Origin of the sequence: Geobacillus kaustophilus (assembly GCF_000948285.1) — a bacterium.
In the GTDB taxonomy this organism is placed as follows: Bacteria; Bacillota; Bacilli; order Bacillales; family Anoxybacillaceae; genus Geobacillus; species Geobacillus thermoleovorans_A.
Map to the genome: position 1 here is coordinate 1,294,510 of NZ_JYBP01000003.1, position 24,086 is coordinate 1,318,595.

Consider the following 24,086-nt stretch of genomic DNA (forward strand, 5'->3'; position numbering starts at 1 on the left):
TTCGTCACGCTCGCTCGGCGAGCAGCGATAAAGCATTCAAGGCAGCGACGGTCACGGTGCTTCCTCCTTTGCGGCCGCGGTTGGTGATGAACGGCACATCGAGCTTCGCCAATTCTTCTTTCGATTCCGCCGCCGAGACGAATCCGACCGGCAAGCCGATCACCAATCCCGGCCGCGCCTCTCCTTCTTTGATGAGGCGAATGAGCTCCAATAACGCTGTCGGAGCGTTGCCGATGGCAAAAATGCCGCCTTCCGCTTCTTTCACCGCTTTGCGCATAGCGACAATCGCCCTCGTCGTATTCAACCGTTTCGCTTCAGCGATCACGTCTTCATCAGAAATATAGACGCGCACCGCGCTGCCGAACTTCGCAAGCCGCGCTTGATTGACGCCGGCTTGCACCATTTGCACATCGGCGACGACGAGCTTGCCGCTGCGAATGGCATCAATGCCTGAGCGGATCGCATCCGGGTGGAAAATGAGGCTTTTGCCCAGCTCAAAATCAGCCGATGCATGGATGACGCGCTGAACGATTCGGTATTGTTCTTCTGTAAATGAATGCTCGCCGATCTCTTCATCAATGATTTGAAAGCTGCGCGCTTCAATTTGTTCCGGCTGCACCGTCGCCGGACGAAATGTTGTATGGAAGTCCATGACAATTCTCTCCTTTCTTCATGATCGCTTGCATGAGCGGCCGCTAGAATCCCATTCTTTACACGGCCGGAAGCGGCGCATGCTGCTTCAACGCCTCGAGCACGCCGGCAAAATCGTGATGCACGATGCCGTATGACAACCGTGGGCGGCGGATGACGATGACATCAATGCCGAGCTCCTCGGCGGCAGCGATTTTCTCATCGACAAACCCGACTTTGCCGCTTTCTTTCGTGACGACGACCGTGACGCCAAAATGGCGGTATAGCGCCCGATCGAGCTCTTTCGTAAACGGCCCTTGCATCATGACGATCTGCTCTTGGGAAAACCCGAGCCGCTCGCATTTGTCGAGATTGTCTTTCCGCGGCAGCATCCGCGCAATCACCTTGACGTCCGGGCGACCGATGAGCCTCGCGGCGAAAATGTCGAGCGTTTTGCTGCCGGTCGTCAGCATCACGACGCCGCCTTTTTCCGCCGCCAAGTCAGCCGCTTCTTCATAGCTGTCGACAAATGTCACCTTCTCGGATGAAAACGAAGACGCCTGCCGCTCGTAGCGAATGTAGGGCAACCCGGCGTCTGCTGCCGCTTGCATGGCGTTTTTTGACGCCTCTTCAGCAAATGGATGGCTCGCGTCCACAATCGCTTTGGCCCCCTCGGCTTTGGCCAGATCGGCAAGCTGGGACGCATCCAAGCGGCCGACATAGGCGCGAATGCCGGCCGATCGGAGCTGTTCGGCCGCGTGATCGGTGACGACCGTCGCGGTTACGTTATAGCCGGCTTGTTGGATCATCACCGCCAATTCGCGGGCATCGCTTGTTCCAGCTAACAATAAAATCATCGGACGCTTCCTCCTTCAATGATGGTGATGATGATGGTGATGATGGGCGGCGTGCAGCCGATATTGACAGATGTCGCAATTCATCGCCACCGTTTGGCCGAGCACCTCGTTGAGGCGGTCAAGCACGATCTCCTCAAGCTTCGGATGAAATCCAAAATAGCCGGCAAGCGCAAACGAGATATGCGAGTGCTCAGCTTGGTATTGCGCCATTTGCTGCTCAAGCCGCTTAATCAGGATGCCGGTGAATAAAAAATACGGAAGAACAACGATCCGCCTAGCTCCGAGCATGAGACAGCGGCGGACAGCATCATCAAGGGACGGCGTCGTCACGCCCATAAACGCCGGCTCGATGAGCGCATAGCCGGTCTGTTCCCAAAAGAGGCGGGCGATTTTATACAAGTCGCTGTTCGCATCCGGATCGCTCCCGCCGCGGCCAAGCAAAATGACCGCTGTTCCGTCATCCGGCTGCTCCGGCCGCTCGCCGATTTCTTGCAATCGTTCGCGCAAAATAGCAAATGTCTGCTCATGGACGCCGATGGGGCGGCCGTAGCGGAACACCATATGCGGATAGCGCGCTTTGGCCTCATCGATTTCCGCCGGGATATGCAGCTTCGAATGCCCGGCCGGCAATAAAATGAGCGGAATGACCGCCACTTCCATTGCCCCGGCTTCGGCGCAGCGTTCGATTCCTTCGCCGATCGACGGACGGCCAAATTCTAAAAAACTTGTTTCAATATGAAACGAATCGCGCAAACGCGGCCGCAGGCGGTCGACAAACTGCCGCACTTGCTCGTTCCCTTCCGGGTCGCGGCTTCCATGGCCGACAAATAAAATGGCTCTCATCCTTGTTTTCCCCCTTTTGTTAGCGGACGTCTTCCGCCGTTCCCTATAAGCGCAATGACTCGATGGGCGCTTCATCCAAATGCGAGGCGCCCATCTATGCTCTTTTATGGAACCAGCCGGTTATTCGATCGACTGTCGGAAAAAGATGCGTCGCTTCGACACCAACGACATCTGCAGACGTTCAAGCTGCACTTATATAACGCATGCTTCCGTCACTCACCGCAAGCCGGCATTTCGATGGACGCGGCCGGTTTTGCCTCTTCGTGTGAAAAACGTCCGACTTGCTTCACGCGGCGGAAAAACTTATGAAACCGTTCATTTGGATGTGCTTGTTCTTGATACTGTTCGATGATTTCTGCCATAACCGCCACCATCTCTTCCGGCGGGATGCCTTCCGCAACGAGCTGGCCAGGATGGGCGTTGCGGCCGACCGTTTTCCCGCCTAAAAACAAGTCAAATTTCCCTTTCCGGTACACAAGCCCGATGTCTTCGCGCACCGCGCCGTAGCATGCCATGCCGCAGCCGTTGATGCCAAGCTTCAACTCTTTCGGCAGCGCCATGCCCCCAAATCGCCGCGCCAATTCCTCGGCATATGGAATCGCGTCTTTTTTCTCTCCATCGCAAAAGTCGCATGCCTTCACCGTCAGCACATCACCAACCGGCATCACCATCAGTCCGACAGCAGCGAGCCGATCGACAAGCCCTTTTGGATCCTCTGTCACCCGCTCGATTTTGATATAATGATCCGGCGTGTACGTCATTTTCCCGTCCGGTCCGACCGCTTCGGCGAGCGCGATGAGCTGTTCCGGAGTGAACTGCTTGTTGGCCACCCCTGGGCTCACTGCCGCTTCGAACAGCACGGCGGACGCCTTCTTTGTCGTTCTTCTTTCCAATGCTGCAAGCGCGTCCTCCGCTGTTTCTCTCACCCGATGCAACAGAGCGGATGACGGCCGGTTTTCCGTTTGGACGAATGGCTCCTCCGGCAGCGGAAAAGCGGAAGCTGCCGGCGCCAATCCAGCTTCCTTCGCGGCCGCGTCCACAGCCGGCGGCAAAACCGCCACGGCGGCCAAACCGCGGTCTTTCTCGTCGCCGAAAGCGGAGGCAGCCGCGGCAAACGGCCGAAACGCTTCTCCGTTTTCTTCGTCCGGCTCTCTCAGCGGCTTCGTCTGGTCGAGCGCCCACGGCTCCGCCTCTTTGCGCAGCCGCTCATGCGGCTTGAGCGGCTGGACGGCGGCGGTCAACTGGTATTTGCGCTGGTAGCCGCGCGGCGTGATCATGAGCCCATCGTAAACAAAAGTCGTCGAGTTGCCGATAATGACCGTCGTCAACATACCGATTTCATGGTCCAGCATATGCGCCAAGTCGGTGAGGACAATATGCTGACGCTCGCGATACGCGCTTTTTACCAGACCGACCGGGGTCTCCGGAGACCGGTGGCGAAGCAGGATGCGCTGCGCCTCCACAATCTGCCGAGTGCGCCGCCCGCTTTTCGGGTTGTACAGCGCGATGACAAAATCGGCCGCCGCCGCGGCGTCAATCCGCTTTTCAATCAGCTCCCACGGCGTCAAATGATCGCTCAAACTGATCGTACAGGCATCGTGCATAATCGGGGCGCCAAGCAGCGCCGCGCACGAATGGATGGCGGAAATGCCGGGAATGACTTCGACTTCAATCGGACTCGCTTTCGTCCACCCTTTTTCGATCAACACTTCATACACGAGCCCCGCCATGCCGTACAACCCGGCGTCGCCGCTGGAGATGACGGCAACCGTTTTGCCGCGCTCGGCCCACTTCACCGCCGCTTGGGCGCGGCTCACTTCTTCGGTCATGCCTGTGCTGATGATCTCTTTTCCAGCAATGAGATCGCGCACAAGTTCGATGTACGTTTTGTAGCCGATGATGACGTCGCTTTCTTCAATTGCTTCCCGAGCCCGTTTCGTCATATGGTCGACGCTTCCCGGGCCGAAGCCGACAATGAGCAATTTGCCGCTCATCATGATCCCTCCTTTTGCCGACTAGCACCCATTTTTCACACTCCATTCGCCGCTCATGTCCCTTTCACGGCGCAACACATCGGGGGACGATCTTTTCCTCTGGCCGCCATGCTTGCCAAAGCCGCACGAACAGCGGAACATCCAAGCGAATGTCCAACAGCCGCTGGCGGTCGGCGAATACGTCTTCAGGTGCCCCTTGCATCACGATCCGTCCTTCGTGCATGACCGCGACGACATCCGCCCACTGCCAGACGAAATCCATGTCATGGGTGGCGATCAACACAGTCGTCCCCGCCTGGTGAATGGCGTCAATTTGTTTGAGAAACTGCTTTGTCTGATGCTGATCCAAATAGGCGGTCGGTTCGTCCAATACGAGCAAGTCCGGCTTGGCCGCCATCGTACAGCAGAGCGTCAGCCATTTTTTCTGTCCGAGACTGAATTGATGGGTCGGGCGGTCCAGCCAAGATTGAAGGTGGTATTCCGCCGTAATCGCGGCAAGCGCCTCCCCCATTTTTTCTCGATCGATTCCGGCATGGACTAAGCTGATCGCCAATTCATCACGCACGAGCGGGGCGAGGATTTGATGCTCCGGGTTTTGAAAGACGATGCCGACTTCACGCCGCCATTGCGTCCAATCAGCGCCGCGTTCATACATGTTGCGCCCTTTCCAATACACCGCTCCTTCCTGCGCCCGCAGCAGCCCGTTCAAATGAAGAAACAACGTCGTTTTGCCGCAGCCGTTTGGCCCGATCAAGGCGCATTTTTTTCGCTCTGGAATTTCCCAATCAATCCCATTCAGCACATACCGTTCTGCTTGATAAGCGTATTTCACTCGTTCCATTCGCAGCAGCAACGTTTTCACCCTTTCCGCCATGCCCACCCAAGCAGCAAGGCCATGATGATGCCGGCCGCAACATCGACAAGAGGCACATGCGCTTTTTCCCGCTGATGCGTATGCCCAGCCGACGCGACGCCTCCACGCGCCGCAAGCGAACGGCTGAACGCTTCATACGACTGCCACGTTTTCATCCATAGTTGGTACATCAGCATCCCGCCATGCCGCCAATGCGTTCCCCCGCTGCGGGCCCGCAACGCCAGCATCAGCTCTGCGGCCGCCTGCTCGAGCAAAAAGATAAAGCGATACATAAGAAAGCAAAGTTCCACGAGCGCCGCCGGCAGCCGCATTCGCCTCAGCACCGCAATCAAGTCCGGCGCCGGCGTCGTAATGAGAAGGAAAAACAAGCACGACCAGGCGGCAAGGGAGCGGACGGCGAGCTTTGCAGCCGGCTGCAGCTGGCTGTCGATGAAAGTTATTTGAAAAGGAACCGACACGGACACAACGAGCGTCAGCAGGCTGAGCCCTAAAAAAACGGAGGCGGCGAGCATCGCTTTTCCATACACGGAAAACGGCACTCGTGCACGAGCGACAATCCAATACGCCATTCCGATGAGCACAAGCCATTGTTCGCGCCAGCCGCCCATCATGACAACGGCAAGCATAACAAACGCCACGATCAGCTTCCACTCCGCCCGCCATGCCCGCAGCCGGTTGTCATACGCCCAACGGTCAAACTCGCGAATCATGGCTGTTTTTCCGCTCCGAACGCCCTTTGTACAACCCGACGACGTAGCCGATCACGCCGGCGCCAAGCGCGGCTTGCAGCGAGAACAGAAGCGTTTCGACTTCGCCGCCTGGAGGGGTGAAGATCGACTCAAACCACGGCCGGTAATGCGGGTTGAGCGTTTGAATGGCTTTTTCCGCCTGATCGTCCGTTCCACCGAATTCCGATCCGCGCGCCCACCAAAGAGGAATGATGACAAGCAAAGCAGCCAGCAACACGAGCAAGCCATTTTTCTTCATCGCATTACGCCCCCTTTTCCTTTTGGAACAGCGGAGAAGCTTGATAGGAGGAAAGCCAGTTCCAGACGATTACCGTTATGATGCCTTCCGTCACCGCCAACGGCACTTGAGTAATGGCAAAAATGCCGGCGAATTTCAAAAACGAGGCGGTGACTCCCCCATCAGGAGACGGAAACGCCAGGGCAAGCTGCAGGGACGTCATGACATATGTAGCCAAATCAGACAAACAAGCGGCAAGAAACAAAGCCGCTCGATTGGATACCGCCCCTTTTCGGCACAGTTGATACACTCCGTACGCGACGAACGGGCCGACGATCGCCATCGACATCGCATTGGCCCCAAGCGTCGTCACTCCTCCGTGGGCAAGAAGCAGCGCTTGAAAGAGAAGAACGACTGTGCCGATCACCACCATCACCCATGGTCCAAACAAAACCGAGCCGAAGCCGATCCCGGTCGGATGCGAGCTGCTGCCGGTGACGGATGGAATTTTCAACGCCGACAATACAAATGTAAACGCGCCAGCTAACGCCATCAGAAGCTTATGTTCGGGGTGCTGCTTCAGCGTATGCACAAGCCGCCGCAATCCGAACACAAAGAACGGCAAAAACAACAGCCACCAAAACAGCGCCCATTTGACAGGCAAAAATCCTTCCATAATATGCATGGCATACGCTTCATTTTCATTCGTCAACAAAAAATAGGAAACGAACAAAGCCGCCATTCCGCTCCATCGAACCGCTCTCTTCATTTATCCCTTCACTCCTTTCGCAGCATGTTCCGTTTTCCGTTTTCCGCTTGGCGCCTCCCGTTCGCCGGCTGGCGTCAACACCAATTCGCCTTCGTATTCATACGTCGCCCACTCCCGCATCGGAACCCCCTCACCCAAATGGGCGCGCACAACCTCCTTCGCCCGCTCCGGCGTCATCTGTCGATACCAGATGCCTTGCGGATAGACGATCATCACGCACGCGTCTTGGCATCGTCCGTTGCAGCGCGTCCTTGTTGTATGGACAGCGTCGTCAAGCCCAAGGCGGGCGATTTCCTCGCGCACCGCGGTTGTCACGTCATCTCCGCCATGGCGGAGGCACGTCCCTCCGTTGCAAATGAGCACATGATGCTTCATTCCCCGCAAATCCCACGTCGCCACCAAATCCCCCCTTTTGCTAGAATGGTAGAATGAAATGCGGCAGACGGACGGTTTTTCGACAAAAGAAAAAGCACCTCTACAGCAGAGGTGCAGAAAAATGTATACGAAAGCCGTAAACGGCCCAAACAGGGCCCCTAAAGCCGTCATTCTCCCGCACGTCTGCCTATAGTCCCGTAGGCATCCGTCCGATCCAAACAAGGCAGGTCTCCTGACTTAGGATCATCGCTTGGCGGCGTCTTCCCGAAGCATCCTTCAGTGACTTGTTGCCGCAAAGCTCCCCATCACAGTGGCGGGCACCGTGCCGGATTTTCACCGAGCTTCCCTTTTCACCCAAGCCCTAAGCGGGCTAGGCACCTTGTTTGTCTTACCGCCATATATGCGCTGTCATGGAACAAGCATCCGTTTTCATCGTAGTACAACCAATGCGTTGCCGTCAACCGTTTTTTGCCGACAAATCTTTGTTGGCGACGACAACGCCGTCCGCATCAGCGTACACGTACGCCCCTGGCTCCCAGCGGACGCCGCCAAACTCGAGCGCAACGTCGCGGGCGCCTTTTCCTTCTTTTTGGCATTTCGAGCGGGCGTTCCATTTCAACCAGAACGATACATCTCCAACTTGTCCAGGTCTAAGACAAATCCAGCGCCCAGCAATATATCCAATCCTAACAAACCGTTAATCCCCTCATAGTCCATCCCGCTAAAATCAATTTCATACTCTCTTAGCTGGAAAGAATCTAGCTGAATACAGTCTAATTTTTTTGTAAACGCGTACTCTTTCCCACCGATTCCGTAATAAGCCACAATACGATCGCCCGGCTCTACCCGCAAATGAATATCTTCTACTGCATTTTGAGAAATCACTGTTTTCGCCGCACCAGTATCAATCACCATATTATGAATCAACTTAGACCTTCCTTGATAAACGATTTCGATCGATGCAAACAGCAAGCCTTCACGATATTCAATCTGCATAATGAAATTTCCCTCTCAGGCCAATCGCTCCCCGAACTTTTAAAACAATCTCCTTGTGGCTAGTATGATAAACAAGCTGATTCCCTTTCGATTGCAGCAACTCACGAGTTGCATCCTTGTCCGAAACCGTTCCGATAACAGCCACCTCTTCAATGATTTCTTGATCTCCCTCTAAATGGGACTTTAATACTTGTAATTTCACAAATTGATTTGGATACAATGAACGCACTTCCTGCCATTCCATCTCCATCGCCTCAACCTGTTCGTTGTATTGAACGAGACTCGACCGCAGCCGTCAACCATTTTTCGCCAACAAATCTTTGTTGGCGACGACAACGCCGTCCGCATCCGCGTACACGTACGCCCCCGGCTCCCAGCGGACGCCGCCAAACTCGAGCGTCACGTCGCGCAATCCTTTTCCCTCTTTTTTGCTTTTCACCGGGCACGTGCCGATCGCCATGACCCCAAGCGGCATGCGGCCGATTTCCGCTGAATCGCGGATGCAGCCGTGGATGATGACGCCGGCAAGCCCCCGGTCGCAGGCGATTTGCGCCAACCGGTCGCCTAACAGAGCGACGCGGCGCGAGCCTTTTCCATCGACCACGAGCACCGTCCCCGGCAGCACCGTCTCGAGCGCTTCACGGACAAGGACGTTGTCTTCAAACACATCGACCGTCGCGATCGGTCCGGAAAACATCCGTTTTCCGCCATACGATTGGAACGGCAGCTCGCAGACTTGCAACTTATCTAAAAATTGGTCGCATAAATCAGCTGTTTTCATGATCCTCTCCCCTTTCGTTTTTTTCATTCGCCTCCATTCGTCAAAATCCTGCCGACTCCATATTTTTTTGCGGCGCTGCTTCTGCTCGGGAATCGGATGCGTGTCCTTGCGGACCGCTGAAAACGATAAAAAGATTTTCTCGTCCCCGTTTTCCGGCGAACGAAAAAACGGCCCCGCACAACATGGCGGAAGCCGTTTTGGCCGCCGGGACGAACGAGCCCGTCCGGCGATTCAGCTGGGCTAGCTGGATTCGAACCAGCGCATCACGGAGTCAAAGTCCGTTGCCTTACCGCTTGGCTATAGCCCATCGCTTTGTTGTCATTTACAGTATGCGGCATAACGGCGTGCTTTATGCATCAAACTGAATATCCTTTTGCTGTATGCGCGAAACTATCGACACAAGAACCCTTTCTTCATCATCATATCACCTCGTTGTTTCGTTTTTCTTTCATGGTTATTTTCCCTAATTATGGTATCATTGAATTGGGAAAGGGAGAGATGCATATGCGCCGAATTACTGTTTTTCGCTTATGTTTTTGCGCATGGTTTCTGTTATCGCTGCCGCTCGTCTTAGCGTCCTCGGCTGCCCGCCAGCCATCCAGCCAGCCGAAAACCGACATCATCGCCCACCGTGGCGCGTCTGGATACGCGCCGGAGCATACGCTCTCATCCTACCGCCTTGCCGCCTGCATGCAGGCGGACTATATAGAAGTCGACGTGCAGATGACAAAAGACCGAAAGCTCATCGCCATGCATGACGCCACGCTCGCCCGGACGACAAATGCCGAAACGGTCTACCCGCGCCGTGCTCCGTGGCGGGTAAATGATTTTTCGTTCGCTGAACTGAGGCGGCTCGATGCCGGGTCGTGGTTTGACCCGCGCTTTGCCGGCGAGCGCATCCCGACGCTTGAGGAGGTGATTCAGATGCTGAAAGCGGAGCGTGTGGAAGCCCCGTTGTACATCGAAACAAAACAGCCCGGCATCGAAGAGGCGGTCGTCCATCTATTGAAAAAACACGGTTTCCTGCAACAGCGCCGCGTCATGTTTCAATCGTTCCACCCGGAAAGCTTGCAAGCGCTCCGACCGCTCATCCCGTACGGCATTCGGCTCATTCAATTAGTCGGCAAAAAGGAAGCGCACAGCGGCCGCGACGAGCTGCTCCAACAAATCGCCATCTATGCCGATGGCATCGGCTTGCCGCTTTCGGTCGTCACCGAAGAGTGGGTGCGCGCCGCCCATGGCCGCGGACTCATTGTTCACGTCTATACCGTCAATGAACCACACGATCTCGCTCGCCTATGCACCCTCGGCGTTGACGGCCTGTTCACCGATTATCCAGACCGCCCTGGCCGCATCGCCGCCTGCCGTCGTCTGCTCCACCATTGACCGGCTTTCAGAGAGCCAAGGGGAACTTATTTTTTACATATTTTTTACATAATGTTATTATGGTTAATAAAAACGAAAATCGTTCCCATTTGACCCGATTCGGTGTATCATTTGAGAAAAAGGAGACAAAATCATGTGGACGACCATCGACTACCAAAACGGATCGTTTACCGTAACGACGGACCGCCGCCGCGTCCAGCTTGACCGCGTATGCGGCTTTCTCGCCCGTTCGTATTGGGCGCATGGGCGCAGCCGCGAAACGATCGTCAAATCGCTTGACCATTCGCTCTGCTTTTCCCTTTTTTACGGCGACAGGCAAATTGGCATAGCGCGCGTCATCACCGACCGGGCGACGTTCGCCTATCTCTGCGACGTGTTCATCGATGAAGCATACCGTGGGCAAGGTCTCGGGAAATGGCTGTTATCATGCGTGCTCGCCCATCCTGATGTCGCCGCTGTCCGCAAGGTGATGCTCGCGACGAAAGACGCGCACGGGCTGTACAGGCAGTTCGGCTTTGCCACGCCGAGCGAGCCGGAGCGGTTGATGGAGCGGATTCAAGAGCCGCGAACGGAGTAAAGGGCAAAAAAAGGCGGGCCGCCATCGGTCCGCCTTTTCGCCAAGCTCTCCTTCCCTACTTCTTCTGTTGCCTTCATCACCGCTTCGGAAACTGAAACGACAATTTCTTCTCGTTTTCATCCCAAACTAGTATGGCGTCAAACGTTTTCCCGCCTTTTTTAAACCCTTTTATGACATTTGTTTTCCCTTGCGCCAGCAGCTTTTTCACATTCGCCGCCGAAATCGTTTTGCCGAGAATGTGTTTGGAGATCGTAAACGAGCATTTTGTTTTCGCGTACTGGTCGCAGCCGTACAACGTTCCTTTGTCGATGACGGTCCCGCCGCAAAGCGGGCACGGCCCAAGCTTCTCACCCATTGTTTTTTTCTTCCTTGTCCGCTGGATCGAGGCGGTGTCAACCCCTCTGAAATTCCAATTTGGCGCGGCGGCGATGGCGTCAGCGACGACTTTTTGCGCCAACTTTTTCACCTGTTCCATAAAGGCGGCGGGCGAGGCGCTCCCTTCTCCGATTTCGCTTAAGCGCTGCTCCCATTTCGCCGTCATTTCCGGCGAGGCGAGGATCGTGCCGCCGAGCGCCTCGATCAACACTTTCGCCTTGTCGGTCGCGTACACGAGGTTCTTTTTCACTTCAATATACTTCCGCTCTTTCAGCATGGTAATGATCGCCGCCCTTGTTGCTTCCGTGCCGAGCCCTTCCGTTTTGGCGAGCACTTTTTCCAGTTCCTCGTCATCCAAAAATTTTCCCGCCGTTTTCATCAAGGTGATGAGTTCGCCTTCCGTATACCGTTTCGGCGGCTCGGTCTTCCCTTCTTTCACCTTGACAGCGGCCGCTTCCCCTGCCTCGCCTCGCTCAAGGGGAGGCAGCACAGCATCTTTCTCCTCTTCATGCGGGCGGATGACCGCGCGCCATCCTTCCTCGACGACTTGTCTTCCTTTCGAAACGAAGCGAGCCCGACCGTCAACGAGCGTCGTGACGGTCGTATAATCGATGACCGCCGCCTGGTGGTGGGCGGCAATCAAGCGGCGAACGACTAAATCGTACACTTTCCGTTCGTCAGCCGACAGCTTCTCTGGATCCACCACTTGCTCGGTCGGAATGATCGCGTAGTGGTCAGTGACTTTTTTCTCGTTTACATAACGTTTATTCTGTAAAATCGACGGCTGCGGCAACGGAAAATAAGAAGTGTACGCTGGAAACGACGACAGCTTTTGCAAAATAGCCGGAAACGTTTCCGCTTCTCCCTTTGTCACGTGCATCGAATCGGAGCGCGGGTACGAAACGATCCCTTTTTGGTAGAGCGATTGCAGCACGTCAAGCGTCTTTTTCGGCGAGAAGCGGTACAGCTTGTTGGCGGTCGTCTGCAACGTCGATAAGTTGAACAACAGCGGCGGCTGATACGTTTTCCGCTCCGTGCGGACGTCGGCGACTTCCGCGCGTTTGCCTTCACAAAAGGCGGCGATCTTTTTCGCCATCGCCTCATCTTTGAGGCGCGTCTGCCCGTCTTCATCCGTCCATTTTCCTTCATAGCGCTTGTCGCCGATGGCAAACGAAGCGACGACTTCCCAAAACGGCTCAGGGCGAAACTGCTCAATTTCCCGCTCGCGCCGGACGATTAAGGCCAATGTCGGCGTCTGCACACGCCCGACGGAAAAGATGTCGTTCATTCCGCGCTCCTTCAGCAAGAGGCTGTACACGCGCGAGGCGTTCATGCCGACGAGCCAATCCGCGCAGGCGCGGGCGTACGCTTCCTCATAGAGCGGGCGCGTTGTCTGCTCATCAAGCAAACGGCGAAACCCTTCCTCAATGGCCTTTGGGGTCAACGATGACAGCCAAAGCCGCTTAATCGGTTTGTTGACGCCGCTCATACGGATAATGTTGCGCACAATGAGCTCCCCTTCGCGCCCCGCGTCGCCCGCATGGATGATTTCCGTCACTTCCGGCTTTCGCAACAGTTCCTTGACCACTTGAAACTGTTTCGCCTTCGCTTTTTCGATCTCATACTCGAACCGTTCCGGGATGATCGGCAACGTTTTGAGCGTCCACCGTTTCCACTCGGACCGGTACCGCTCAGGAGCTGCGAGCTGGAACAAATGCCCGATCGCCCATGTCATATACGCCCCGTCGGGAAACAAGTCATTCGGCAAAATTTCGATATAGCCTTGCCGTTTTTTCGTCCGAAAAATCGAGGCGAGCGTCGCCCCTTGGTCCGGCTTTTCCGCGATAATGACTTTCATCGGCCTTTCTCCTTTATGGCACATCATGCCCCATTGAGCTTTGCAAAATGGCGAACCATTGCTCGCGGGAAAGCGGGAAGGACAGCGCCCGCACCGCCCGCTCGATGCGTTCTCGTTTCCCCGAGCCGACAATCGGCATCATCCGCGCTGGATGAACGAGGAGCCACGCGTACAACACTTCGTCGATCGTCTCAGCGCCAAGTTTCCGCCGCACTTGTTCAAGCGTCCCGCGCAGCCGCACCGCCCGGTCATCGTCAGCGGAAAAAATCGCTCCACCGGCGAGCGGCGACCATGCCATTGGCGGAATGCGCTTCTCAAGGCAAAGGTCAACGGTGCCGTCTTCAAGATTTTCCAACCGATACGCCGATACTTCGATTTGGTTGGTCACGAGCGGAAACGGCAAATGCGACTGAAGCATTTCCCACTGCGAACGTTTAAAGTTCGAGACGCCGAAATAGCGCACTTTTCCGTCCTGTTTCAGCTGGCAAAACGCCTCGGCCACCTCTTCCGGGTTCATGAATGGATCCGGACGATGAATGAGCAAGACATCGATATAATCCGTGCGGAAATTCCGCAACGACTGCTCGACCGAGGCGATGATATGGGTTTTGCTTGTATCATATAATTTCATCCCGTATTTTGGCGGCAGCTTGATCCCGCATTTCGTCACGATCTCGATCTGACCGCGCAAGCTTGGCTTTAACGCCAGCGCTTCGCCAAAGCGCGATTCGCATGTGTAGTCGCCGTAAATATCAGCATGGTCAAACGTCGTAATGCCGCGCTCAAGACAAAATTCAATGATCGACAGCAGCTGCTCGCGCGAATAGCCCCAGTCCGCAAGCCGCCAACAGCCGTGAATGAGGCGGGAAAAAGTCAAATCGTCCGCTAAACGGATTCGTTCCATTGATCGTCTCCCTTTCTTTTTTGGCTAAAATCGTTCCGCTTGCGCATACTACCAACAAGAGGAAAAAACGGAAAGGACGTGATGATATGAAGCGCTGGCTCCTTGGGCTCGCCGCCGTGCTTCTTTTGGCCTCCCCATGGCCGACATCAGCCGCCGAAACCGCATACGAATGGAATGTGGCTGACATTTACCCATCCGAACATGAATGGATGCGCGACTACAAGGCGGTGCAAAACGCCTTGCCGAAACTGGCGGCGTTTGAAGGGAAGCTCGACGATGCGAAGACGATCGCCAAACTGTTCGCCTTAAACGAACAAATGGCCCGCAAGCTGGAAAAACTATCGCTTTACGCCCATTTAAAACGCGATCTCAACATTGAAGATGAAACGGCAGCCCGTCTCGGGGCGAAAGTAGAAACACTCGCCGCCCAATATGCGGCGAAAACAGCGTTTATCGAGCCAGAACTGCTCGCCCTCCCAGAGCGGACGCTCAAGAAGCTCCAAAAAAGCAAACCGCTGAAAGCGTACCGTTATTACTTCCATGAGTTGCGCGAGCAAAAGCCGCATACGCTCACGAAACGCGAAGAACAGCTGCTCGCGAAACTATCACCGGCGCTCGGCGAAGCGGAGAACATTTATGACCACGCCACCCGCGGCGATTACGAGCCGCCGTCTGTCAAGATGCCAAACGGAAAAACGGTGACATTGACCGACGACCAATACGCCGCCATGCTCGAGCACCCGGACCGCCGCTATCGAAAGGCGGCGTTTGAGGCGAAAGCCAAAAGTTATGAAGCCATGGAACAAACCGCAGCCGCGACGCTGTATGCCTCGGTCAAAGCGGATGAATTGTATGCGAATGTGCGCCGCTATCCATCCGGCCTTGCCGCCGCGCTGGCCGCCGATGACGTACCGAAGGAAGTGTTTGATCACTTGATCGCCGCCACCCGCCGCCACTTGCCGGCGCTTCACCGCTATGTCGAACTGCGGCGGCGCGCGCTCGGGATTGACCGCGTTCACAGCTATGACTTGTACGTGCCGCTCGTCAACGAAACGACGAAATCGATTCCGGTCGAAACGGCGAAAACGTTAATTTTAGAAGGGCTCAAACCGCTTGGCCCCGACTATGTGAAGCACGTGCGCCAAGCGTTCGAAAAGCGGTGGATTGATGTCTACCCGCGCCCGAAAAAATATACCGGCGGCTACAACATGGGAGCGTATGACACCCATCCGTTCATCTTGCTCAATTACAACGGTTCGATCGACAGCGTATTGACGATGGCCCACGAGCTTGGGCACGCCATGCATTCCGTATACACAAACCGCGCGCAGCCGCACCATTATTCCGGCCATTCGATTTTCACCGCCGAAGTCGCCTCGACCGCGAACGAATGGCTGATGCTCAATTACCTGTATAAGCAAGCGAAAACAAAGGATGAAAAACTCCGCTTGCTCATCGAACAAATCGAGCAAATCCGCGGCACGTTGTACACGCAAGTCATGTATTCCGAATTTGAACGGATGATTCATGACAAAGTGCGCCAAGGCGGCAGTCTGACAGCGGACGAACTGAACCATCTTTGGATTGGCCTGCTCAAAACGTATTACGGCCCGGCGTACGCCGCCGACCCCGGCGCCGCGCGCGGCTGGCTGCGCATCCCGCATTTTTATGACGCCTTTTATGTATACAAATATGCCACTTCACTCGCGGCATCGTACACCATTGTGAACGACATCCAAACCGATACAAGCAGCGAGGCGGTGAAGCGGTACAAACAATTTTTGCGCTCCGGCGCATCCGATGACCCGATCCGTCTGCTCAAGCGAGCCGGAGTGGATATGACAAGCCCCGAACCGATCGAGCGCGTCTTGGGCCATTTCACCGAACTCGTTGACGAACTCGATCGGCAGCTGTCAAGCCAAAACCGTCAGCCGTCTACATGAAAGAGGTGTCCCGCGCCGTTCGGGACACCCTTGTTTTTACGGCGGAAAGAAGAATATCGCTTTGCGCTGCAACGCGCCGGATCGGTTGAGGCGATCGACCGCGCGCAAAGTGATTCCATAGAAGCGCTTGCCCTGCAGCCAAGACGGTTATTCACTTCCGGATGCGCCTGCAATTTTTTCTTTCACCTTGCGGATGTTTTCCATCTTATTGTCCCAGCACGCTTGGCTCAAATCGACGGGATATTGCTCGGGATTGAGCGTCCGTTTGTACTCCTCCCAAAACAAGCGCAAGCTTTCTTTCGCGTACGCTTGAATGTCCGGAAGCGGCGGCGACGTATACACAAGCCGTCCGTTATCGAAAATCGTCACATGCAAATCACGCGCTTCGAAATTGGTGACGAATTTGCTGATGAACGTGTACACCGGATGGAACATTTTCAGCCGCTCTTCTTGCTGCGGGTTTTCACTCTCTAAAGCGATGTAGTCGCCTTCCGCTTTATGGTTGATTTTGTTGACGATGCGGTACACCCGCTTCAACCCTGGCGTCGTCACTTTTTCTGGATTGCCGCTGATTTTGATCGTATCAACCATCTCACCGTTTTCATTTTCAATCGCCACCATTTTGTACACGGCGCCGAGCGCTGGCTGATCGTACGCCGTAATCAGCTTCGTGCCGATCCCCCACACATCGATTTTCGCCCCTTGCGACTTCAAGTTTAAAATCGTATCTTCGTCCAAATCGTTCGAGGCGAAAATTTTCGCGTTCGGAAATCCGGCTTCATCGAGCATTTTCCGCGCTTCTTTCGACAAATAGGCGAGGTCGCCGCTGTCGATGCGGATGCCGATAAAGTTGATTTGGTCGCCCAGCTCCTTCGCGACGCGAATAGCGTTTGGCACCCCTGACTTCAACGTATCGTACGTATCGACGAGAAATACGCAGTCTTTATGGCGGCGGGCATACTTCAAAAAGGCGGTGTATTCATCCTGATACGCTTGAATCATCGAATGGGCGTGCGTTCCGGCGACCGGAATGCCAAACAGCTTCCCGGCGCGCACGTTCGATGTCGCCTCAATCCCGCCGATATACGCTGCGCGCGCCCCCCAAAGCGCCGCATCCATCTCCTGCGCCCTCCGGCTGCCGAACTCCAAAGCCGGTTCGTCCCCGAGAATATGCTTAATGCGCGACGCTTTCGTGGCGATGAGCGTCTGGAAATTGATGATGTTTAAAATAGCCGTTTCGATGAGCTGCGCCTCGGCAAGCGGCGCCTCGATGCGCATAATCGGTTCGTTGGCAAACACCACTTCCCCTTCGCGCATCGAACGGACCGTGCCGGTGAAGCGAAGCGTCCGCAAATAGTCTAAAAAGTCGTCGCGGTAGCCAAGTTCTTGGCGCAAATAGTCGATGTCGCTGTCAGAGAATCGAAACTGCTGCAAAAACTGAATGACGCGCTCCAACCCAGCGAACACCGCATAGCCGTTGCCAAACGGCAGCTTGCGGAAAAACACCTCAAACACGGCGCGGCGCTCATGCATACGATCTTCCCAATACGTCTCGACCATGTTGATTTGATATAAGTCCGTATGAAGCATCAAACTGTCATCGGCATATTTTTCGTTCATGAATTTGCAACCTCCAACATACGAATGACTGCGCCGCCGAAGCAAAAAAGAACGGGTTCATCACCAAAAGATGTGCTTGACTTTTAAAGACAAACATGATAAATAACAATGTTGCACAAAAAGACGTATGGTATTAAAAGGAAAAAATGCTGTTTTGATTTTCTCTATCATGATCGTCTTTATTTGCCAAGTACACTTTGTGGTGAAGAGCCAAAGAACGCTCATCGTCTATTCTATCACGTTTTCTCCATTATTCCACTATTTCTGCGCCTAGCGTATGGCGAAAATGGCGGAGCGCCCATTCGTGTCCAGCCGCGTCGAAACTGGCGACCGCCCGCCGGTGGACGACGATGCGAAATCCTTTGTTGTACGCATCGACCGCCGTATGAAGGACGCAAATATCGGTGCAGCAGCCGACCAAATGCACCTCCGTGATGCCTCTCTCGCGCAATTTCAGCTCCAAATCAGTCCCGGCGAACGCGCTGTAGCGCGTTTTGTCCATCCAATACACATTGTCTTTATGCTTGTTCGCCTGATACACCGCCTCGAGCTCCCCGTACAGCTTTCGTCCCTCTGTCCCTTCAATGTTATGCGGCGGAAACAACTTCGTTTCCGGATGATAGTGGTCTCCCGCCGCATGTTTGTCAATGGCAAAAACAACAAAATCACCGTTGTCAATAAACTGCTTCGTCACATGCACCAACTCAGCCTCAATCGCCTGCCCCGGCTTCCCGCATGTGAGCGCGCCGTCATCGGCGATGAAATCGACGGTATAGTCGATGTTAATGAGAGCCTTGTTCATTCCCATTCACTCCCTTTTTCCCTACATGGTCGGGTTGCTGTTTTTCCATCTCGCCCACATCTTTTTGGCCTTTTCTATCATTATACCATAGCAACGTTAACATCAGATGAAACAACGAATCCCCTGTCGGCTGGAAGCGGACAGGGGATTGTCGATGTGGTTTTAGCTATTTTCTGCCGCTTTCGCCGCTTTCAGCTGGCTGCGCAAAATGAGCGACTGGATGATCGAGAAGCAGCCGCCAACAACCCAGTAAAGCGACAGCGCCGATGGGACGGAGCTGGCGCCGATAAAAATCATCACCGGCATGATGTACGACATCATCGCCATTTGCGGCATTTGTTCTTCGGCCATTGACGGCGATAGGCGAAGCGAGATGAACGTCGTCAACGCCGCCAAAACAGGCAAAATGAAATACGGATCGCGGTGGCCAAGCTCGACCCATAGGAACGAGTGGGTTTTAATTTCTTGCGTCCGCGAAATCGCGTAATAAAGCGCCATAAAAATCGGCATTTGAATGAGCACCGGCAGGCAGCCGCTCGCCGGGTTGACGCCGTGTTTTTGATACAGCTGCATCATTTCTTGCTGGAGCTTGCGCTGCGTTTCCGGGTCTTTGCTTTTATATTTTTCTTGCAGCTTCATAAGCTCCGGGCGCAGCTTTTGCATGGCGAGTGATGCGCGGAACTGCTTCAAAATGAGCGGCAGCAAGCAAAATCGGACGATGAGCGTCAGCACGATAATCGCGATGCCGTAGTTGTCGCCAAACCAGTGCCCAAGCGTCAAAAGGAGCTTCGACATCGGGTAGACAAAATAATGGTTCCAAATGCCTTGGCTATGTTCGTCGATCGGTTCGTTGCGGTTGCAGCCGGAAAGAAGCAAGACTGCACTAAGCAGCACCAATACCCATTTTTTCATGAAAAGCCCTCCTTATATCACGTTGCAAAATCAAGCCGTTTCATCATAAAGGAAAGGGCCTTCCATCCTCATCCGTTCGGCTTGTCTGTTCCCGAACGGGAATTTTCCGCCGCTGCGGCAAAAACAGCGGGCGCCATGGAAGCGCTGCTCGTTCGGCGCCTCCTGCCGCCTCCCGCTCGCGAACCGAGGCCAACGCCGGCTCGTAAAACAATGATTTCGCCGTCCGATGTGCGCCCATATACCCTTTCATGATGATCCATAACGCGCCGACAAGCGACATATACATAAGCAAATCAACAGGCGCTTCCATGCGTCCCGTCCCCCCTTTTGCCCTGTCCATCTTCCCTTCTCATACAATAGCAAACTTTCCATCAAAAGAAAAGCAACAATCGATCACATCAGCTCCAAGCGGTGAAATGCCGGCTCGTCAGCCGCCAACAGGGCGAGCTCTCCGCTTTCATCAGCCGAGAGCGCCGCCCGAAGCTCTTGCTTCGCCTCATCGAAACGTCCAAGCAGCGCGAGATAACGAGCTCGTTCGTAGCGAAGTCGAGCATCTTTGGCCATATGGGCGCACCGTTCAATGGCAGCCAACGCCCGCTCAATGTGCCCTGCCGCTTCATAAGCAGCCGCGAGTTGCATATTGAGCTCTTCATCCTCAGGATACCAATCGGCGTAGCGCTCCCAAAGCGCCGCCGCCTCCTGATAGCGGCCTGTTTCCATATACTGTTCGCCAAGCAACATGAGCGCTCCACGCGCAAGCGGCTCTTCGGCAACAATCGCCTGCAGCTGCCGCTCGGCTTTCTCGTGCTGCCCTTCTTGAAGCCAAACGACCGCCTGCAACACGCGCAGTTCGACATCATCCGGACGCTCCGCCAGCAGCCGCTCCAGCCAGCGCTTCGCTTCCTCGCGTTTTCTTTCCTCATCGTCGGCCAATAAATATTCCACAAATTCCTGCGCCAAAGAAGGATCCCAAACGCGGGCGAGCGCTTTGCGCCACGTTCTCACGGCGTCGCTGTCCAATTCCAGTGCGGCATATAAGCGGGCGAGCTGCCCATAGGCTTCCGCATTGCCGCGGTCGAGACGGATCGCCTCCTCATACAAATCAATGACGATAGAAAACAAGGAAAACCTTCTAACCCATTCCTTCGCTTTTGTCCACCATCGCACCGGCCCGTCGTTTTCGTTCTGTTCCTCTCCCAAATACGGAAGGAGAGCAGCGGCCGCGTTCCGATAAATAACGCTTTTCTCCTCGCGGCTTGCCCTTAGCCGCTCCAACCGGTGACGAAGCTTTCCTAAGCCGCGCATCGTTTTTGGAAAAAGGGCGACGTACAAGGGATACAACAATTCATCGTCGGGATGGCGCACCATCAACTGTTCCAGCAGGTTGGCCGCCTCTTTTTGGCGTCCTTCCCCCATGAGCACCATCGCCCAATGGCGGAGCACTTCATGATGGTCCGGCGCAAGGGCAAGCGCCTTCTCGACCGCCGCCTTTTCTTGATCGCGGCGTCCGAGCGCTCCATAAACATATCCAAGGCTGTCGTAATACCACGCCTCCCCTGCATGCGAACGAACATCTGCCAAAGCCCGAAGAAGCGCTGAAGGCTCCGCGATCGCGGCAAGCTGCTCCATATCGACACGCATCGGGGCAAGGCGGACCGCCTCAAGCAAATGCGCGTGCTGCCGCTCTTCGTTTCCTTCCGCCTCATATAGAGCAGCCAATCGAATATGGCAGAGGGCAAACGACGGATCGGCTTTGAGACACGCCTCATAATGTTGTTTCGCCTCTTCGTAGCGTCCGAGCGAGGCGCACAGCTCCGCCAACCGGAAGAGTGAAAGCGAATGGCTCATTGCGGCGGCTTCCCGGTAAACACTCATGGCCTTGGACGGCCGTCCTTGCCGCTCATAAAGGACGCCGAGAGCGGAATGGGCCGAAGCGAGTTTCGGGCGAGGCGAGACAAGCTGCTCTAAAAACGCCCGGCCGCGCTCGAGAAGAGCTGGCGTTGTCAGCTGATCGATGTAAAACTCGTACGCTTCTTCGGCATCAAACTCGGCAAGGCGCAGCCCTTCCTCCAACCACGACAGCGCTGTCTCGCGTCCTTCCTCCTCATCCGCGAAACCGTGGGCGACAAGCCATCTTGCCGCATTGAGCCAGTATTCGCTGTTGTTGGCAAAACGGGTGCGCTGCTTGATTACATACCGGCGCGCCGCTTCCGCATCCCCGCGCTCCGCCAAGGCAGCCGCCAAGCCGAGGTGGGCAAACACATCATCACGGTCATGGCGGATCGCTTCTTCGTAGCAAGCCGCTGCTCTTTCCGCCTCTCCTTCCTCCATATAGAGATCGCCAAGGCGGACGTAAAGCGGCGCCAAGCGCCAAGCGGCAGCCAGCCCCTCTTCCAACGCCGCCTTCGCCTTTTCCCAGTCGCCGTCGTCATGATACAAATCGGCAAGCATCAAATACGGGTACGGTTCCTGTGGATCGAGCGCTTTCGCAACGCAAAAGCCGCGTTCCGCTTTGCGCCGGCGGCCGAGCTCCCGATCGCAGCGGGCTCGCTCATACCAAAGCTGGGCATCCCGCCGTTCGCGGCGCACAAGACGATCAAACCAGGCGCGCGCTTCGGCGAACCGCTTCGCGTGGAACAAAAGCACACCGTGGTTCGTTTCGATAAACAAATCGCCCGGATACAAGCTGACCGCCACGCGCGAAGAGATGAGCCCTTTTTCGATATGACCCGCGTACGCCGAGGCGAGCCCGAAATAGCTCCACACTTCCGGCTGGTCTGGGTCCAACTGGAGCGAGGCGCGAAAATAGCGGGCCGCCTCTTCGTAGCGGCTGGCAAAAAAGGCAATGCGGCCGCGCAAATAATGGTAGAGCGGGCTTTGCCCCTTTCCTTTCACCCGCTTGAGCACGTCCTCAGCCCGCTCCATTTCTTTGGCGTAGACGTACGCTTTCGCCGCCATCAGCAGCAAGTCGTTATGCTCGGGATACTCGCTCAAGACGCGCTTAGTATACTCCAACACAAGCGGCTTCGCCTCATCGCTGCCAAAATGCTTCATGACATACAGCCATGTGTACGGGATGTGTTCATGCTTGCGCAAAAAGGCGACAAACGCGGCGAAATGCGCCTGTTCATCTTCATCCATTTTTTCGGCCAACGCGTGCAACTCGCGGAAATAGCGGTCTTCCTCTTCGGGAAGCTCAGCGGCGAGCGCCGCTTTTTCCCGAGGAAACGCAACAATCGACAAATAATGCGTCCCGGCATACCATTTTTTGAGCTCGTCCTCTGAAACGACAAACGGATCGAATAGATTCGGGTCTTGCACATAAAACGCCTCGAGCCGTTCGTCATAGCCAAACAGCACTTGCACGTGTGATGACTGTTCGTAATCAACGCTCAACAGCACCGGAACACCCTCGTCAATCAGCCGCTTCCAGCGCGGCGGCGAACCAATGAAAAAGCGGCAAACAAAGCCGAGCTCTTCCAAATAGTGAACGGTCGTCGACAGCTTCGACCCTCGCACATCAAAAATATGTTCGGCCACTTCGTCTTGCGTGCGGGGAGAGCCAAGCAGGCGGAGCATCATTTCCAAGCTCGCCGGCACGCAATAGTTGTGCTTTTGCACGACCGGCACAAGCGGCAGCACCACCGCCCGTTCACTTTGCCGTCCAAGTGCGTGGGCGTACGGCGTTTTTTCAAGCTGCGGCTCCGCTTTCACAAGCGATTCAAGCTTCTCCCATTCGTCAAGCTGGTAATACAGTTCGGCGCGCAAATGGGCGAAATAACGGCGATGCATATGAAGCGGATTCAGGCGGTCCAGTTCATCCATCGCCGCGAGCGCCTCGCGGTAGGCGCGCACATCGCGCAGGCGGCGCACGCGCTCAGCGTAAAACGCCAGCACTTGCGGAAAGCGCCGCTTTCCTTCCTCCAGAATGGCAAGCGCCTCATGGTGGCGGCCGTCAAGAGCATACAAATCCGCAAGCAACAAATAGCACATGTCGCCGCGCTCCCGATCATCCAACCCGGCGCGAAGCTCGTGCTCAGCACGCTGCCGGTCGCCGGTCTCGATATAAAAGCAGCCCCACTTGTCATGCATCGGCACCGTCTCATAGCGGGCAACCACATCCATCCATTCCCGCGCCTCATCAATCCGCTGCATATCCAACAAGGCGCGCACCAACGCAAACGCCGCCCGGGCGATCGATTCCCTCGGCTCTTCCATCCGGCCTTCGAGCGCTTCTGTAAGGCGCGGGACAAGCGCTTCTTCCACATCAAGCGGCCGGCGGTTCTCGAGCCACTCGTCGCACACCCAAGCGAGCGTCTGGAGCGTGTTGAACTTGCGGTGGGCATACCGCGCGACAAGGCCGCTATGCCGGTACATGAGCGCATAATCAAACAACCGGACGAACGCCCGAAACGGTTCGATCGCATCCCATGACGCCATAAGCGGCCGCCACTGGAACAATCCTACGTTTTCCAAATGCGGTTTTATTTTGTCAAGAGCCTCTATAATTCTCTTTTCTTGAACGAGCAATGAAATTTGTTCCATTGTCATGCAACAGAAAGCTCCTTTATCATTTTTCACTATCACTAGTTTAGAACAAGCCGCCAAAAACAGCCACCTATTT

General features: G+C 55.3%; 22 protein-coding genes, 1 tRNA gene, 1 pseudogene and 1 riboswitch. Of the genes and pseudogenes, 3 read left to right on the forward strand and 21 right to left on the reverse strand.

Annotated features, from left to right (window positions below):
* Positions 1-4 precede the first annotated feature (4 nt).
* The 14 genes and pseudogenes from LG52_RS06985 to LG52_RS07055 all read right to left on the reverse strand — a co-directional run bounded on the left by LG52_RS06985 (position 5) and on the right by LG52_RS07055 (position 9,392).
* Positions 5-652, reverse strand: coding sequence for a precorrin-8X methylmutase (locus LG52_RS06985; protein WP_014195898.1), 648 nt, complete (start codon positions 650-652; stop codon positions 5-7).
* A 58-nt stretch (positions 653-710) separates the two neighbouring features.
* Positions 711-1,487 (reverse strand): precorrin-6A reductase, encoded by a 777-nt coding sequence (gene cobK, locus LG52_RS06990; protein WP_008880155.1) that lies wholly within the window; start codon positions 1,485-1,487, stop codon positions 711-713.
* A gap of 15 nt (positions 1,488-1,502) precedes the next feature.
* Positions 1,503-2,330 carry a sirohydrochlorin chelatase gene (locus LG52_RS06995; protein WP_008880154.1) on the reverse strand — a complete coding sequence of 276 codons (828 nt, stop codon included), beginning with the start codon at positions 2,328-2,330 and terminating at the stop codon, positions 1,503-1,505.
* A 212-nt stretch (positions 2,331-2,542) separates the two neighbouring features.
* Positions 2,543-4,324 carry a precorrin-3B C(17)-methyltransferase gene (cobJ, locus tag LG52_RS07000; RefSeq protein WP_075261898.1) on the reverse strand — a complete coding sequence of 594 codons (1,782 nt, stop codon included), beginning with the start codon at positions 4,322-4,324 and terminating at the stop codon, positions 2,543-2,545.
* Positions 4,325-4,388: 64 nt separating this feature from the next.
* Positions 4,389-5,186, reverse strand: a complete 798-nt coding sequence (locus LG52_RS07005; protein WP_033005386.1) for an energy-coupling factor ABC transporter ATP-binding protein — start codon at positions 5,184-5,186, stop codon at positions 4,389-4,391.
* The gene (locus LG52_RS07010) at positions 5,183-5,908 is read right to left on the reverse strand and encodes an energy-coupling factor transporter transmembrane component T family protein (protein WP_011231297.1); all 726 of its coding nucleotides are present in this window, start codon (positions 5,906-5,908) and stop codon (positions 5,183-5,185) included. The genes LG52_RS07005 and LG52_RS07010 overlap by 4 nt, the downstream gene beginning before the upstream one ends.
* Positions 5,892-6,185 (reverse strand): energy-coupling factor ABC transporter substrate-binding protein, encoded by a 294-nt coding sequence (locus LG52_RS07015; protein WP_011231298.1) that lies wholly within the window; start codon positions 6,183-6,185, stop codon positions 5,892-5,894. Before LG52_RS07015 ends, LG52_RS07010 begins: the two co-directional genes overlap by 17 nt.
* A 4-nt stretch (positions 6,186-6,189) precedes the next feature.
* Complete coding sequence (locus tag LG52_RS07020; RefSeq protein WP_020754781.1) at positions 6,190-6,933, reverse strand: energy-coupling factor ABC transporter permease; 744 nt, start codon at positions 6,931-6,933, stop codon at positions 6,190-6,192.
* Positions 6,934-7,332 (reverse strand): (2Fe-2S) ferredoxin domain-containing protein, encoded by a 399-nt coding sequence (locus tag LG52_RS07025; protein WP_011231300.1) that lies wholly within the window; start codon positions 7,330-7,332, stop codon positions 6,934-6,936.
* 180 nt (positions 7,333-7,512) lie between these two features.
* Positions 7,513-7,705, reverse strand: a riboswitch (cobalamin riboswitch).
* Between the two features lie 60 nt (positions 7,706-7,765).
* Positions 7,766-7,906 (reverse strand): annotated as a pseudogene (locus LG52_RS20975) (S-adenosylmethionine--2-demethylmenaquinone methyltransferase); the annotation flags it as partial.
* 17 nt (positions 7,907-7,923) lie between these two features.
* Positions 7,924-8,304: a retropepsin-like aspartic protease gene (locus LG52_RS07035; protein ID WP_008880146.1), complete on the reverse strand. Its 381-nt coding sequence runs from the start codon at positions 8,302-8,304 to the stop codon at positions 7,924-7,926.
* Positions 8,294-8,548 carry a hypothetical protein gene (locus tag LG52_RS07040; RefSeq protein WP_008880145.1) on the reverse strand — a complete coding sequence of 85 codons (255 nt, stop codon included), beginning with the start codon at positions 8,546-8,548 and terminating at the stop codon, positions 8,294-8,296. The genes LG52_RS07035 and LG52_RS07040 overlap by 11 nt, the downstream gene beginning before the upstream one ends.
* A gap of 51 nt (positions 8,549-8,599) precedes the next feature.
* On the reverse strand, positions 8,600-9,085 hold the full coding sequence (gene rraA / locus LG52_RS07045; protein ID WP_044733137.1) for a ribonuclease E activity regulator RraA: 486 nt from the start codon (positions 9,083-9,085) through the stop codon (positions 8,600-8,602).
* Between the two features lie 235 nt (positions 9,086-9,320).
* Positions 9,321-9,392, reverse strand: a tRNA-Gln gene (locus tag LG52_RS07055).
* Between the two features lie 197 nt (positions 9,393-9,589).
* Here LG52_RS07055 and LG52_RS07060 point away from each other — a divergent pair.
* Complete coding sequence (locus LG52_RS07060) at positions 9,590-10,471, forward strand: glycerophosphodiester phosphodiesterase family protein (protein ID WP_044731384.1); 882 nt, start codon at positions 9,590-9,592, stop codon at positions 10,469-10,471.
* A gap of 133 nt (positions 10,472-10,604) precedes the next feature.
* A complete protein-coding gene (locus LG52_RS07065) occupies positions 10,605-11,048 on the forward strand; it encodes a GNAT family N-acetyltransferase (RefSeq protein ID WP_044731385.1) in 444 nt (147 codons plus the stop codon).
* A gap of 76 nt (positions 11,049-11,124) precedes the next feature.
* On the opposite strand, the gene LG52_RS07070 is transcribed toward LG52_RS07065, so the two are convergent.
* Complete coding sequence (locus LG52_RS07070) at positions 11,125-13,281, reverse strand: DNA topoisomerase III (RefSeq protein WP_044731386.1); 2,157 nt, start codon at positions 13,279-13,281, stop codon at positions 11,125-11,127.
* Positions 13,282-13,294: 13 nt separating this feature from the next.
* Entirely contained in the window at positions 13,295-14,185 is an 891-nt protein-coding gene (locus LG52_RS07075) for an aldo/keto reductase (protein ID WP_044731387.1), read from the reverse strand.
* Positions 14,186-14,271: 86 nt separating this feature from the next.
* On the opposite strand from LG52_RS07075, the gene pepF reads away from it, so the two are divergent.
* Complete coding sequence (gene pepF, locus LG52_RS07080) at positions 14,272-16,128, forward strand: oligoendopeptidase F (RefSeq protein ID WP_044731388.1); 1,857 nt, start codon at positions 14,272-14,274, stop codon at positions 16,126-16,128.
* Positions 16,129-16,275: 147 nt separating this feature from the next.
* Here pepF and LG52_RS07085 read toward each other — a convergent pair whose 3' ends face one another.
* The 5 genes from LG52_RS07085 to LG52_RS07105 form a co-directional block, all read right to left on the reverse strand.
* A complete protein-coding gene (locus tag LG52_RS07085) occupies positions 16,276-17,748 on the reverse strand; it encodes a nicotinate phosphoribosyltransferase (protein WP_044731389.1) in 1,473 nt (490 codons plus the stop codon).
* Between the two features lie 250 nt (positions 17,749-17,998).
* On the reverse strand, positions 17,999-18,550 hold the full coding sequence (locus LG52_RS07090; RefSeq protein ID WP_044731390.1) for a cysteine hydrolase family protein: 552 nt from the start codon (positions 18,548-18,550) through the stop codon (positions 17,999-18,001).
* Positions 18,551-18,712: 162 nt separating this feature from the next.
* The gene (yidC, locus tag LG52_RS07095) at positions 18,713-19,462 is read right to left on the reverse strand and encodes a membrane protein insertase YidC (protein ID WP_044731391.1); all 750 of its coding nucleotides are present in this window, start codon (positions 19,460-19,462) and stop codon (positions 18,713-18,715) included.
* Between the two features lie 43 nt (positions 19,463-19,505).
* Positions 19,506-19,772: a hypothetical protein gene (locus LG52_RS07100; RefSeq protein WP_044731392.1), complete on the reverse strand. Its 267-nt coding sequence runs from the start codon at positions 19,770-19,772 to the stop codon at positions 19,506-19,508.
* Positions 19,773-19,855: 83 nt separating this feature from the next.
* The gene (locus tag LG52_RS07105; RefSeq protein WP_044731393.1) at positions 19,856-24,013 is read right to left on the reverse strand and encodes a bacteriocin-processing peptidase family protein; all 4,158 of its coding nucleotides are present in this window, start codon (positions 24,011-24,013) and stop codon (positions 19,856-19,858) included.
* Between the last annotated feature and the right edge of the window lie 73 nt (positions 24,014-24,086).

What these genes read in the sequence shown, in the direction of transcription:
- LG52_RS07105 (WP_044731393.1), bottom strand. Translation starts at nt 24,013, where the DNA reads ATGACAATGGAACAAATTTCATTGCTCGTTCAAGAAAAGAGAATTATA.
- LG52_RS07065 (WP_044731385.1), top strand. Translation starts at nt 10,605, where the DNA reads ATGTGGACGACCATCGACTACCAAAACGGATCGTTTACCGTAACGACG.
- LG52_RS06995 (WP_008880154.1), bottom strand. Translation starts at nt 2,330, where the DNA reads ATGAGAGCCATTTTATTTGTCGGCCATGGAAGCCGCGACCCGGAAGGG.
- yidC (WP_044731391.1), bottom strand. Translation starts at nt 19,462, where the DNA reads ATGAAAAAATGGGTATTGGTGCTGCTTAGTGCAGTCTTGCTTCTTTCC.
- LG52_RS07015 (WP_011231298.1), bottom strand. Translation starts at nt 6,185, where the DNA reads ATGAAGAAAAATGGCTTGCTCGTGTTGCTGGCTGCTTTGCTTGTCATC.
- LG52_RS07040 (WP_008880145.1), bottom strand. Translation starts at nt 8,548, where the DNA reads ATGGAATGGCAGGAAGTGCGTTCATTGTATCCAAATCAATTTGTGAAA.
- LG52_RS06985 (WP_014195898.1), bottom strand. Translation starts at nt 652, where the DNA reads ATGGACTTCCATACAACATTTCGTCCGGCGACGGTGCAGCCGGAACAA.
- LG52_RS07085 (WP_044731389.1), bottom strand. Translation starts at nt 17,748, where the DNA reads ATGAACGAAAAATATGCCGATGACAGTTTGATGCTTCATACGGACTTA.
- pepF (WP_044731388.1), top strand. Translation starts at nt 14,272, where the DNA reads ATGAAGCGCTGGCTCCTTGGGCTCGCCGCCGTGCTTCTTTTGGCCTCC.
- cobK (WP_008880155.1), bottom strand. Translation starts at nt 1,487, where the DNA reads ATGATTTTATTGTTAGCTGGAACAAGCGATGCCCGCGAATTGGCGGTG.
- LG52_RS07100 (WP_044731392.1), bottom strand. Translation starts at nt 19,772, where the DNA reads ATGGAAGCGCCTGTTGATTTGCTTATGTATATGTCGCTTGTCGGCGCG.
- cobJ (WP_075261898.1), bottom strand. Translation starts at nt 4,324, where the DNA reads ATGAGCGGCAAATTGCTCATTGTCGGCTTCGGCCCGGGAAGCGTCGAC.
- rraA (WP_044733137.1), bottom strand. Translation starts at nt 9,085, where the DNA reads ATGAAAACAGCTGATTTATGCGACCAATTTTTAGATAAGTTGCAAGTC.
- LG52_RS07070 (WP_044731386.1), bottom strand. Translation starts at nt 13,281, where the DNA reads ATGAAAGTCATTATCGCGGAAAAGCCGGACCAAGGGGCGACGCTCGCC.
- LG52_RS07060 (WP_044731384.1), top strand. Translation starts at nt 9,590, where the DNA reads ATGCGCCGAATTACTGTTTTTCGCTTATGTTTTTGCGCATGGTTTCTG.
- LG52_RS07090 (WP_044731390.1), bottom strand. Translation starts at nt 18,550, where the DNA reads ATGAACAAGGCTCTCATTAACATCGACTATACCGTCGATTTCATCGCC.
- LG52_RS07035 (WP_008880146.1), bottom strand. Translation starts at nt 8,304, where the DNA reads ATGCAGATTGAATATCGTGAAGGCTTGCTGTTTGCATCGATCGAAATC.
- LG52_RS07010 (WP_011231297.1), bottom strand. Translation starts at nt 5,908, where the DNA reads ATGATTCGCGAGTTTGACCGTTGGGCGTATGACAACCGGCTGCGGGCA.
- LG52_RS07020 (WP_020754781.1), bottom strand. Translation starts at nt 6,933, where the DNA reads ATGAAGAGAGCGGTTCGATGGAGCGGAATGGCGGCTTTGTTCGTTTCC.
- LG52_RS07075 (WP_044731387.1), bottom strand. Translation starts at nt 14,185, where the DNA reads ATGGAACGAATCCGTTTAGCGGACGATTTGACTTTTTCCCGCCTCATT.